Annotated in this window: 10 protein-coding genes; 4 read left to right on the plus strand and 6 right to left on the minus strand. The window is 39.8% G+C overall.

Annotated elements, in window-relative coordinates; genetic code table 11:
- The first annotated feature begins 8 nt into the window (after window positions 1-8).
- The 4 genes from J8L73_RS14490 (at window position 9) to J8L73_RS14505 (ending at window position 7,004) form a co-directional block, all read left to right on the plus strand.
- Window positions 9-953: a pseudouridine-5'-phosphate glycosidase gene (locus tag J8L73_RS14490; RefSeq protein WP_007376272.1), complete on the plus strand. Its 945-nt coding sequence runs from the start codon at window positions 9-11 to the stop codon at window positions 951-953.
- Window positions 954-1,073: 120 nt separating this feature from the next.
- Window positions 1,074-2,189 (plus strand): efflux RND transporter periplasmic adaptor subunit, encoded by a 1,116-nt coding sequence (locus tag J8L73_RS14495; RefSeq protein ID WP_007376271.1) that lies wholly within the window; start codon window positions 1,074-1,076, stop codon window positions 2,187-2,189.
- Window positions 2,186-5,278, plus strand: a complete 3,093-nt coding sequence (locus tag J8L73_RS14500; protein WP_211000929.1) for an efflux RND transporter permease subunit — start codon at window positions 2,186-2,188, stop codon at window positions 5,276-5,278. The genes J8L73_RS14495 and J8L73_RS14500 overlap by 4 nt, the downstream gene beginning before the upstream one ends.
- A gap of 454 nt (window positions 5,279-5,732) precedes the next feature.
- Window positions 5,733-7,004: an aromatic amino acid transport family protein gene (locus J8L73_RS14505; RefSeq protein WP_211018094.1), complete on the plus strand. Its 1,272-nt coding sequence runs from the start codon at window positions 5,733-5,735 to the stop codon at window positions 7,002-7,004.
- 95 nt (window positions 7,005-7,099) lie between these two features.
- Here the strand turns inward: J8L73_RS14505 and speD are convergent, their stop codons facing one another.
- The 6 genes from speD to J8L73_RS14535 all read right to left on the minus strand — a co-directional run bounded on the left by speD (window position 7,100) and on the right by J8L73_RS14535 (window position 12,774).
- Window positions 7,100-7,912, minus strand: coding sequence for an adenosylmethionine decarboxylase (speD, locus tag J8L73_RS14510; protein ID WP_058549267.1), 813 nt, complete (start codon window positions 7,910-7,912; stop codon window positions 7,100-7,102).
- Window positions 7,913-8,000: 88 nt separating this feature from the next.
- Complete coding sequence (locus tag J8L73_RS14515) at window positions 8,001-8,414, minus strand: OsmC family protein (protein ID WP_211018096.1); 414 nt, start codon at window positions 8,412-8,414, stop codon at window positions 8,001-8,003.
- Between the two features lie 95 nt (window positions 8,415-8,509).
- A complete protein-coding gene (locus J8L73_RS14520; protein ID WP_211000931.1) occupies window positions 8,510-8,857 on the minus strand; it encodes a DUF3802 family protein in 348 nt (115 codons plus the stop codon).
- A 123-nt stretch (window positions 8,858-8,980) separates the two neighbouring features.
- Entirely contained in the window at window positions 8,981-10,450 is a 1,470-nt protein-coding gene (gene astD / locus J8L73_RS14525; RefSeq protein WP_211018111.1) for a succinylglutamate-semialdehyde dehydrogenase, read from the minus strand.
- Window positions 10,451-10,466: 16 nt separating this feature from the next.
- Window positions 10,467-11,483 (minus strand): arginine N-succinyltransferase, encoded by a 1,017-nt coding sequence (gene astA / locus J8L73_RS14530; RefSeq protein ID WP_211018113.1) that lies wholly within the window; start codon window positions 11,481-11,483, stop codon window positions 10,467-10,469.
- A gap of 85 nt (window positions 11,484-11,568) precedes the next feature.
- The gene (locus J8L73_RS14535) at window positions 11,569-12,774 is read right to left on the minus strand and encodes an aspartate aminotransferase family protein (RefSeq protein ID WP_211018115.1); all 1,206 of its coding nucleotides are present in this window, start codon (window positions 12,772-12,774) and stop codon (window positions 11,569-11,571) included.
- Between the last annotated feature and the right edge of the window lie 358 nt (window positions 12,775-13,132).

Here is a 13,132-nt window from a genome sequence, read left to right on the forward strand (position 1 = left end):
GAAATAAAATGAACAATACAAAGATAAATCTTGTTATTAAGCCTGAAATTAAACGGGCTCTTGAGTTAGGGCTTGCGGTCGTGGCGCTTGAGTCTAATGTTATAACGCATGGCTTAGATTACCCTGAAAATAAACACACCGCGTTACAAGTAGAAGCAGCAGTTCGTGAGTCGGGTGCAATCCCTGCAACCATTGGAGTCGCTAATGGTAAATTACTAATTGGTATGGATGAAAGTGAAATTGAGTTATTTGCAACAACCGCAAATATACCTAAAGTCAGCACGCGTGACTTACCCGTTGTATTAGCGACTAAGCAATTGGGTGCAACCACCGTTGCCTCATCTATTATTGCAGCTGAGTTAGCAGGAATATGCTTTTTTGCATCTGCCGGCATTGGTGGCGTTCATAGAGGAGCAAACAATACGATGGATATTTCTTCAGATCTTATGCAATTTACACGTTCACGGGTTGCCGTTGTATGTGCTGGTGCAAAAAACATACTCGATCTAGGTTTAACACTTGAATACTTAGAGACCCACAATGTCCCTATTATATCTTATCAATTTGATGATTTCCCTGCATTTTACTGTCGCTCAAGTGGCTATAAAGCACCACAACGGATAGATGATGCATCTATTTTAGCCGACATAATTGAAACCCAATGGCTGCTTGATAATAAGCGCAGTGTATTAATTACAACACCCACTAAGCTCGAAGATGCCATTGATAGTGATGATGTTAATGATGCTATCAACGCGGCAATTAGCTCGGCTCAAGCGCAAGGGATCAGTGGAAATAAAGTCACTAAGTACATTATGAAAGCAATTGATGAAGTAACTAAAGGGCGTTCAGCTAAAGCTAACAGTGCCGTTTTGATCAATACAGCGCGTGTTGCAGGGCATTTAGCTGTTGCCCATGCAAAGCAATCTAGTAATAAAAGAGAAGTAGCGTAAAAATAATGGGTGAAGTTTATTGACAAATTTTTTTAATTATATATCTTTATATAAAGATACTTTACATAAACAAACTTCACCCAAGCATATTACCTACTAGATGCACACAAGGAGCTAATTATGAATTTCATTCCATGGATTACAACGACAGGCATACTAGCAATTTTAATAGCGGGCAGCTTTGCAGTTAAAAGTAACATCATTGATGCGCGCAGCAATATAGGCAATGAACAATCGGCTAATGTCGAAGCTATGTATGTAGAAAAAGTTGCTCATCAGTCACATATAGATATTAGCGGTATCGTAAAAGCCCCTAAAACATTATCGTTAATTAATGAATCAGCAGGTAAAGTTACAAAACTCTATTTGCAATCTGGCGGTATTACTTATGCAGGTGATACGTTACTCGAAATAGAACACGAGGAGGAAAAAGCACAACTGCAAATAGCTAAATCACGCTTTGAACTACAAAACACCACCGTAAAGAGATATAAAAGCCTTTATAATTCAAATAAATTGAGCGCTCAGCAATTAGATGAATCAACGGCTTTACTTGCTCAATACCAAGCAGAAATAAATCTACTCTCAGCTAAAATTGCTAAAAAAGTGATTACAGCACCATTTACAGCCCGCGTTGGTATACATGACTTGCAAGTCGGTCAGTTTTTACCTGCTAATACAAATCTAACTCAGCTCATTGGTATTGAAAAATATATGTGGGTCGATTTTTCTCTCCCGCAAACCTATACAGAGCTAGCAATTAATACGCCGGTAGTATTAACGCTACTTGATGACACACAGACAGAAATAATTGCACAAGTAGCTTCTGTTGCACCAGAAATGTCAAAACACTCAAGACAGCTGAAATACCGTGCAAAAATTACATTAGGAAATACTAAACTAAATTCAAATCAACTCGTTAAAATTAAGGTACCTATTGGCAACAAAAAAGAGGTTGTTGCGATCCCATATTTAGCAGTTATTAAAGGCAAATTAGGGAACTATGTATATTTATTAAATAAAGACGAGGAAGGAAAAACATACGCTAAGCGTACACAAGTTGAATTAGGCGAACGTATTGGGGATCTCGTTATGATCACCAATGGCTTAACCTCAGGCGCATTAATCGCAAGTCATGGAGCATTTAAATTGCGTGACGGTTTAAGGGCATACTTGCTTAATTCAGAGCGTACTGTAGCTATGGAAGATACGTTATCTCCTAAGGTATCATTATGAAAAACAATCATTTTATGGATCGATTCATAACACAACCAACACTTGCAATCGTTTTATCCGCCATTATTTGTATTGCTGGGATTTGGTCAGTGCTTAAGGTGACTGTGCTACAGTTTCCAAAAATTGAAAGTTCATCTTTAGTTATTTCAACTAACTACGTAGGCGCATCAGCTGAAACAGTTAAAGGTTTTATTACAGAACCAATAGAACGTATTTCCGCTACGGTTCCAGGTGTTGATTATGTTGAATCAGTCACAATTGCAGGGAACAGCACTGTAACAGCTTACTTAAATTTAAACGAAGATAGTACTCGGGCTTTATCACAGCTTACTGCTCGTCTTAGCCAAGTTAAATATATGCTCCCGAATGATACTGAGGATCCCATTGTTAGCGTTAAGCGTACCGATCGACCTCATGCGCTATTTTATTTAAATATAGAGCATCAGGGCGAATCACTTACACAACTAACCGACTTTTTATCAAGGCAAGTGACTCCTATAATTACAGATATTGAGGGTGTTCAAAGAGTCGCAATTGAAGGCAGTAGAACGCCTGCGATGCGCGTGCATTTAAATTCTGCAAAGTTAGAAGCATTTGATCTTAGCGCTGACGATATTTACTCCGCGTTGGCTGCAAATAATACAATAGCTACGCTAGGTTATATAGAAACTAATAAACAAAAAATTGATCTGGTCGCTAATACACAATTGAAAAGTATCGATGAATTTAAGCAGTTAATTGTAAAACGTATAGATAATGATGTTATATATCTGAGAGATGTAGCCCATATTGAACTTGGCTCTGAGCAGCCAACGGTAAGTGCTCGCTTAAATCAGCATGATACTGTTTATATTTCAGTTTGGCCGCAGCCAGGTGCAAATGAAATTGAAGTTGGTGACGCACTTTACGCATTAACCGATAAAATTAATAAGACTTTACCGGATGGTATCAGCATTGGTTATGCCTATGATGGTACTTTATATATGCGCGATGCATTAAATGAGATTTTTAAAACACTTATTGAGACGGTTATTCTAGTAGGCGTTGTTGTTCTTTTTATGATGGGATCATTTAGAAGCTCAGCGGTACCTTTAGTGACTATTCCTATTTCAATATTAGGTGCTATTGCCGCAATGTATGTCGTCGGTTTTTCGTTAAACTTACTAACCGTGCTCGCTATTGTTCTCTCTGTTGGCTTGGTGGTTGATGATGCGATTGTTGTTGTAGAAAATGTTTCACGTCATATTCGTGCAGGAAAATCTAAAATTGACGCTGCGCTCACAAGCTCCAAAGAGCTGTTTGTACCAATTGTATCAATGACTCTCACACTAACAATGGTGTATTTACCGATTGGCTTTCTGTCTGGACTTACCGGCGTATTATTTAAAGAATTTGCTTTTACCCTAGCAATATCAGTGCTTATATCAGGCATTGTTGCCCTCACACTTTCACCAATAATGAGCGCGTATGTTATCCCTGCTGAAGGGCAAGAAACTAAATTAACAAAAAAAGTAAACTGGGTATTTGATCAGCTAAGAAATAAATATGCGTTGTTACTTACTCTTTTATTGTCGTGGCGAAATCAAGTGATTGTCGCTGCAATTGCGTTAAGCCTTATGATAATACCATTTTACCAAGGTGCACAAAAAGAGCTTGCGCCAATTGAGGATCAAAGCAGCATATTTGTACTTGTACAATCCCCCCCTGAGTCATCGTTAACTTATAATGAAGATAACATTCGTGGCATGGTTGATAGCTTATTAGAAATACCCGGCACAACTCAAATGTGGCAGAACATTTTTACCAATAGTGCTTTTGGCGGTATTGAATTTATAAGTGCTAGCGAACGAGATTACACTACTAAATCAATTCTTCCTGAGGTTTATGGACGCTTGGCTAAAACCCCTGGAGTCAACCCGTTGCCCATTCTTCCAGCGCCACTTCCTACTGCGGGCCAATTCGATGTAGAAATGGTCGTTAAGTCCAGTGATAGTTTTGAAATAATGCAAAGCTATGCAGGGCAACTTATAGGTAAAGCATTTGCTAGTGGGCACTTTTTATACGCAGACACTGATTTAAAAATCGATTTACCCCAAATACAATTACAATTAAAGCGCGATAAAATTGCCGATTTAGGAATGGATCTCGCTTATGTCAATCAGCAACTGAGTGTTCTTTTATCAAATAACTACGTTAATCGATTTGATGCGCAAGGAAAAGCTTATCAGGTAATCCCTGTTATTGACCGAAATGTAAAGTCAGATCCTGGAAAACTACTAAGCTTAAACATTAAATCAATTAATGGAACCAGCGTGCCATTATCTGCAATAGCTGAAGTTAAATGGGCAACAGTTCCTAGACAATTAAATAGCTTTGGACAGCAAAATGCCTTTCGCATATTTGGAGCCGTATTACCTAACTCCACAAAAGAAGAGGCACTTTCAGCATTAGAAAATGCCGCAAAAGAATTACTCCCCCCTTCATACACTGTTGATTATGCCGGAGAGTCTAGACAAATAAGACAACAAGGTAATAGTTTATTAGGCGTTATGCTCATTTCACTGGTCATTGTTTACTTACTGCTTAGTATCCAATTTAATAGCTTTCGTGACCCTCTAGCTGTGTTAATTGGGAGTGTACCTTTGGCAATGGCTGGCGCGTTGATGCTATCGTATTTTGAATTAACGACTATCAATATTTATTCTCAAATCGGTTTAATCACACTCATTGGTCTGATTGCAAAAAACGGTATCTTAATTGTCGAATTTGCAAATCACCTACAAGAGCAAGGTAAAAGCCGCATAGAAGCCGTCATTGAATCTGCATCAACCAGATTAAGGCCTATTTTAATGACCACTGCTGCCACTGTTCTTGGGCACTTCCCATTATTAATGGTATCTGGAGCAGGGGCTGAAGCCCGAAATAGTATTGGCATTATATTAGTAGCAGGAATGCTTATAGGAACCCTTTTTACTCTTTTTGTATTGCCTGCTTTTTACGTAAAACTGGCTTCAAAACGAGTACCTAAAGAAGTAAATAAAAGTAACCTTTGCAGTTCAAATGAAAAATCATCTTTTGCTATTAGTTGAGGTTTGTTGACCTCTCAGGATTAAAGTTTGTTCTATCTAGGGGAAATTTAATCCCGGCGCGAGATTTATAACATAGCCAGCTCGGTAACAGCTCCTGCGTTACCTTGTTGGCTTACATGCAAACATGCTGTTGAAAATTCAACGACCAAAGATCAACACGCTCTAATAAGCTAAAGCTCTTATCGCGATAAATTATGTAATATCTGCAGCGTATAAAAAACTTTGTTTCATACAAAAAACCTGACAGCAGTTACTTCGTTCAAATAAACAACATATTGTATAATTATTACTTTATACATTGCTCACTTTTAAATCGCTGTTTCATATTCATGACAGTTAGTCACTAAACCACTACAACTAATTCATTCTAAAACCAGCTCAAAACATGAAAAATTTAGTCAAAAACTATATTCTTCGGCGCAATTATTATTACAAATAATGGATGAGCACACACATGACAACACCTCAAGGTGCAACGCTTTCAAATGCACCAATAAATAACACACACTCTTCTACCTCAAAATGGAACCAACACGATACACAATGGACGCTAAGTCTATTTGGCACGGCCGTTGGTGCGGGTATTTTATTTTTACCTATTAATATTGGTATTGGCGGTTTTTGGCCATTAATTATTATGGCGTGTTTAGCATTCCCAATGACCTTTTGTGCCCACCGTGGGTTATCGCGTTTTGTGCTTTCGTCAAAACACAAAGATGCCGATTTTACCGATGTAGTTGAAGAGCACTTTGGTGTGACTGCGGGTCGATTAATTTCATTGTTGTACTTTTTATCTATATTCCCAATTTTGCTTATTTACGGTGTGGGCTTAACCAATACTGTTGATAGTTTTATGGTTAACCAAATGGGGATGGAATCACCTTCTCGCGTGCTACTTTCGGGCGTATTAGTTGCAGGTATGATTAGCTTAATGATGGGCGGTGAGCGCTTAATGCTGCGTGCCTTTGCTATTTTAGTTTATCCGCTTGTGGGCATATTATTCTTTTTATCGCTTTATTTAATACCTAGCTGGCAAATGCCTGATATGAGCTTGCCTGAAGCGGGCAACTTTACTAAAACGCTGTGGTTATCAATTCCTATTATTGTATTTTCGTTTAGCCACGCAGCGGCTATTTCAAGCTTTGTGAATGTGCAGCGTGGTCATTACGGCAATCAAGCGACTAACAAAGCTGAGGCTATTTTAAAGCGTACTAGCTTATTGCTTATTACCTTTGTACTGTTATTTGTGTTTTCTTGCGTGCTGTCGCTTACAGGCGAGCAGATGGCGGCAGCTAAAGCCGCTAACGTATCAATTTTATCGTACCTTGCTAACATCACGAGTAATTCGTTTATTGCCACCCTTGGGCCACTTGTTGCGTTTATTGCTATTACATCATCGTTTTTAGGTCACTTTTTAGGTGCTCGCGAAAGCTTTACTGGTTTGGTTACTAAGCAAACCAGCTTAAACGCAAAAGTAGCTGACAAAATTGGTGTAGTAATTATGTTTTTTGCTATTTGGTTTTGTGCGGTTAAAAACCCGAGTATTTTAGACATGATGGATCAGCTATCTGGTCCTATCATTGCGATGATTTTGTTTATTATGCCTATGATAGCCGTTTACAAAGTACCTGCACTTCATAAATACCGTAACCGCTTAAGTACATTGTTTATATTAGCGGTTGGGTCGCTTGCTGTGTTTGCACTTATTTACAGTATGCTTAAGTAACCTTTTAAACGCTTAGCTAAATTAATTAGCTGGGCTTTTTTAGACATAAAAAAATGGCGCTCACTGAGCGCCATTTTTAATTTAAATCGTTATGCTTATTCTGTGTCTGGCAGGTTACGGCCATAGAATATTTCTTGCATTTCGCGAGTCAGTTTAGAGCGAATTTCTTCTTCTTCTTCATCCGATAACTCATCAGTAGAAAGGCCGAATAAATACGTATTTAAGTCGGTTTCTTTTAACATCATTTTGGTATGAAACAGGTTTTCTTGATACACGTTTACGTCCATCATTTGGTACGCTTCTTTGGTATCTTCTGTCATGAAGTTTTGAATAGAGTTAATAGCGTGGTCTATGTAGTGTTTAACACCGTTAATGTCGCGGGTAAAACCACGTACACGGTAGTCAATTGTTACTACGTCTGACTCAAGGCTATGAATTAAGAAGTTTAACGCTTTAAGTGGCGAAATAATGCCACACGTAGATACTTCAATATCAGCACGGAATGTACAAATACCATCATCAGGGTGAGCTTCTGGGTATGTGTGTACACAAATGTGGCTTTTATCTAGGTGCGCAACAACTGAATCAGGTAATGGGCCTGGTGCTTCGTCAGCATCATAATTTTGCTGCTCTTCTACTGGTTCTTCAGAAACCAAAATAGTGACACTTGCGCCTTGCGGTTCATAATCTTGGCGAGCTACATTTAAAATGTTGGCACCAATAATATCAACAACTTCACCTAAAATGTCGGTTAGTCTATCTGCACTGTACTGCTCATCGATATATTCAATATATTCTTTACGTTGTTGCTCGGTCTTTGCGTAGCAAATATCGTAAATACTAAAGCTCAAACTTTTAGTTAAATTATTAAAACCATGAAGTTTAAGTTTATCGAAGGGTTTGTTCATAATAAACCAACCTATAAATTAGTGAAATCTGCACCTGCAGAATGAAAAGTTCGCGGATTTTATACGAATTTTCCTTATGGAAAAAGCGTTATTTTACCTGATCTTGCACAACTTCGTGGCTATGAGTAATTTCTACTGTTTTATCAAGCATTAAAGCCACTGAGCAATACTTTTCTGCAGAGAGCGTAACCGCACGAGCGAGGTGTTTTTCCGACACATTATTGCCTTTAACAACAAAGTGTAAATTGATTTTAGTAAATACGCGCGGGGCTGTTTCTGCGCGCTCAGCACTTAATTGCACTTGAACATCTGAAAAGTCTTGTTTTGATTTTTTCAAAATGCTCACCACATCAACCGATGAACAACACCCAACTGACATTAAAACCATTTCCATTGGGCTTGGTGCTGCGCTGTCGCTGCCACCATCAAAAACAACATTGTGGTTAGAATTAGAACGACCAATAAATGTATCGCCTTCAACCCATTTTACATTTGCTTGCATCTGTTTATCTCAAAAAATATTTTCTTGATTGTATACCAATCTGCATTAATAGGTATATAACAGGCGCACAGTTAGTAAAAGGCACTCACTAAAAATTAAGACTCTTGTGTTACTGCGCTATCAAACAAGTTTTTAATTAAGCTTGCAAACTCGTCTATAAAGGCATGCTGTTCAACCGTAACAGGCTGTGAGGTAATGCTACTGAGGACTTCTTCTAAATCGTACACTATACCGTCAACTTCGCGCACAATTTGACTACGCTGTTCGGTATTAAGGTTTGTGTGTTGCTCACAAATAAGCATAACGTTTTGAGCTATTACGTCTTCTATGAGTTCCATAACGGTAGGGGCACCGGGTTTGATTTCGCCTGGCTTCTCAAATAAAGCTAAATTTTGAGTTAGATACATGATCAAGTCATCGTACCCTTGCCTGTCTAAAACCATTATTGTCACCTCTAAAACGTATATTTTTCTGATTTAATCAGAAAGTGCCGATAATTACTAGCTTTGCGCGTTAGCAATACAAAAAAAGCAGCCGAAGCTGCTTTTGTAGCAATTAAGTAGTACTTAATCTATTTTTAAGCCTGGGCTTAGTGTTGCTGGCATCGCTACTTTTTCAAGCTCTACTGAAGCAACTGGGTATGCACAGTAATCAGCTGCGTAATACGCGCTTGCTCTGTGATTACCCGACGCGCCAATACCACCAAATGGTGCTGCGCTTGATGCACCCGTAATTGGGCGGTTCCAGTTAACAATACCCGCGCGAATACGACGTAAAAAGTGGTCGTAGTCGGCTTCGCTGTCGCTAAGTAAGCCTGCAGATAAACCAAACGTTGTGTCGTTTGCTTTATCAATTGCTTGGTCAAAGCTATCAAAGCGGAATACTTTTAAAAGTGGGCCAAAATGTTCTTCATCAGGGAAATCACTAATAGCTGTACACTCAATAATACCTGGCGTTACAAAGCCTGTATTTGCTGTGTGCTCAAGCTCTACTAATACTTGAGCGCCAAGTTCAACTAACTCGCTTTGTGCTTTAACCATACCTGCAGCTGCCGCTGATGAGATCATAGAGCCCATAAATGGCTGTTCTGCATCGTCGTAGTTGCCTACTTTAATGGCTTTAGTTGCAGTGATAAGGCGCTCTAAAATTGCATCGCCTTTGCTACCTTTAGGCAAAAACAATTTACGTGCACACGTACAACGCTGGCCGCTTGAAATAAACGCCGATTGAATAATATCGTGTACAACTGCTTTGGTATCTTCAACGTCGGTAATAATAAGTGGGTTATTACCACCCATTTCAAGCGCTAAAATTTTACCCGGCTGACCTGCAAACTGCTCATGTAAAATATGACCCGTGCGTGAAGAACCCGTAAAGAACAAGCCATCAATACCTTTGTGAGCAGCAAGGGCTTTACCCGTTTCTACTTCACCTTGAACAAGGTTGATAACGCCTGCTGGTAAACCTGCTTTTTCCCAAAGTTTAAGCGTAAGCTCGGCAACTTTTGGGGTTAGCTCTGATGGCTTAAACACAACTGTGTTACCCGCTAAAAGCGCAGGAACAATGTGGCCATTAGGCAAATGCCCTGGGAAGTTATACGGGCCAAATACCGCTACCACGCCATGTGGCTTATGACGGATCATGGCACGCCCTAGTGGCATTGCGTTTTCTACGTCGCCTGTGCGCTCTAAAAATGCTTTTTCAGAAATGGCAATTTTACCAACCATAGCGCCCGCTTCAGTGCGCGTCTCCCACAGTGGCTTACCGGTTTCTTGTGCAATAGTGATGGCAAGCTCTTCGCTGTTTTCTTTTAATTGTGCTGCGAATGCTTTAACTATTTCTAAACGTTCGCTAAAGCTCTTATCAGCCCATGCGTAAAATGCTTCACGCGCAGCGCCAACCGCTGAATCAACTTGCTCGGCAGTAGCTGATGATGCGTGCCAAATAACGTCGTTATTTGCAGGATTTACTGAGTTAAATTCTGTGCCTTGGCCTTGTGACCATTGACCATTAATAAATTGTGCAGGATGAGTCATTATACTTTCTCCTAAATTAAACTGGGGTTGCGCTTACTGTATCGCCAGCTTGCAGTTGCAGTGCATCGGCTAACTCTTGCGATAAAACAAGACTGTCTGCTCTGTCGTCATAAGACATAGGCGCTACGGTTGCTCTAAAACCTTCAAGCTTTTCGTTGGCTAAAAGCACCATGGTGTCGCCTGATACTTCGCCTATTTCAACTTTAAAGTTATGTGCATTACGAATAGTGGCAATGTTATCTACTTTTGCTTCAACTGTTGGGCCGGCGTCAAAAATGTCTACATAGCCGTTAAACGTAAAACCTTCGCTTTTTAAAAGCTCAATAGCTGGGCGTGTGTTGTCGTGCACTTTACCAATGACCGCTTGCGCATCTTTGCTTAGCAAGTTTACGTAAATTGGGTACTTTGGCATTAGCTCTGCAATAAATACCTTTTGGCCAATACCTGTTAGGTAGTCGGCTGTAGGAAAGTCCATTGAGAAAAAGTGCTCTTCTAACCACTGCCAAAAAGGGCTACTGCCGCTTTCGTCAGACACACCGCGCATTTCTGCAATTACGGTTTGTGCAAAACGTGCCTGATGTTGCTTAATAAACATAAAGCGCGCTTTTGAAAGAAGTTTACCGTTACAGTTTTTACGATAGCCATCTTTTAAAAATAGCGTACATAATTCTGTTGCACCGGTGTAGTCGTTACACAGCGTTAAAATATCAACCGCTTTGTATACGTCTAATGTGCGTGATGAATGAATCACTTTACTTAAGTGATAATGATAAAACGCATCATCAAGGCCTACAGCTGCTTCTATTGCAGATGTGCCAACTACTTCACCGGTTTCGCTATCTTCAAGAACAAACAAGTAGCCTTCGTCACCGGGTTGTGACGTTTGTTTAGCAAATGAGCTTACTGAATGGTCAATCTTTTTTTGTAATAGCTCTTCATTTAAAGGCAAAGACGTAAAACCATGCCCTGATTCGTGGGCAATTTTCAGTAATGCTGAGTAATCATTTTGCTGGATTGGGCGAAGGATCATCATGAGTCCGCTTGCTCCCTTATAAATAACGGTAAATAGGATTTACAGGGCAAACACGGTTTGCCCTTAATTACTTGGCTAGAGTAGTTTATGCGCTTACTACACTTGCTACTGCTTTTTCAAAGCGTGCCATACCTTCGCGAATATCTGCTTCAGTAATAACTAGTGAAGGAGTAAAACGAACTACGTCAGCGCCTGCCACTAATGACATTAAGCCTTGCTCAGTACCCGCTACTAAAAATTCTTTAGCACGGCCTTTGTACTGCTCGTTTACTACTGCACCAATTAATAAACCTTGGCCACGAATTTCGCTAAATACATTGTATTTTTCGTTAACGGCTGCAAGTAGCTCATTAAATAATGCGGCTTTTTCTTTTACGCCAGCAAGTACTTCTGGTGTGTTTACAGTATCGAACGCGGCTTCTGCAACGGCACATGCAAGTGGGTTACCACCGTATGTAGAGCCATGAGTACCTACTTTAAGGTGCTGTGCAATCTCAGTCGTTGTGATCATAGCGCCAATAGGGAAACCACCGCCAAGTGCTTTAGCCGACGTTAAAATGTCAGGTACTACATTTAAACCTTGGTATGCGTATAGCTCGCCTGTGCGGCCTACACCTGTTTGTACTTCATCAAAAATAAGTAGAGCGTTATGCTTAGTACATAAATCGCGAACACCTTGAGCAAACTCATCAGTTGGCGAAACAATACCGCCCTCACCTTGCAGTGGTTCCATCATTACGGCACATGTTTTGTCGCTAATTAGTTTTTCAAAAGCAGCAAGGTCGTTGTAATCGCAATGAACGATATCGCCTGGCTTAGGACCAAAACCATCTGAGTATGCCGCTTGGCCGCCAACAGTTACGGTAAAGAATGTACGACCGTGGAAACCTTTGTTGAATGCGATGATTTGTGATTTTTCAGCGCCAAATTTATCAAGTGCAAAACGACGCGCTAATTTAAGTGCGGCTTCGTTTGCTTCAGCACCAGAGTTAGCAAAGTAAACTTTTTCAGCAAATGTCGCATCAACCATTTTTTTAGCTAGACGAAGTGCTGGCTCGTTGGTCATTACATTTGAAAGATGCCAGATTTTTTCGCCTTGCTCTTTTAATGCGCCTACTAATGCAGGGTGGCAATGGCCTAGACAGTTAACTGCAATACCACCAGCAAAATCGATAAACTCTCGACCTTGTTGATCCCATACGCGAGAGCCTTCGCCTCGAACAGGAATTACGCTTGAAGGTGCGTAGTTAGGAACCATTACTTCATCAAATAATTCGCGATTGACTGTCATTTTATTTCCTCTTAATTGTGAGCAACACAAAACATCAAAATAGGTGTTTGGTTAATATTTGTAACCAACTTAATAGGCAAAATCAGACTCTGATAATTGCGCAAAATTGCTTTGTGGTTCAATTTTCAGACGCACATTATTTCAGAATAAATGAATACTGTCTCGTTAAAAACTTTCACCTACCCCTTGAAAATAAAGGGCTTGGGATATTATTTCATAGATAGTGAATAACTATTAGCAAAGTGAATAACCACCGCATTTTAGCCTCTTTGCGGCTGCGCATTGAACTGCGGCTAGCTTTAAGCGCTAATAAGTTACTATAAGAAAGCGTGTAGGATGAATGATTAGTCGCAAAAAA

It is taken from the genome of Pseudoalteromonas sp. MMG006 (assembly GCF_018101025.1).
Taxonomy (GTDB): domain Bacteria; phylum Pseudomonadota; class Gammaproteobacteria; order Enterobacterales; family Alteromonadaceae; genus Pseudoalteromonas.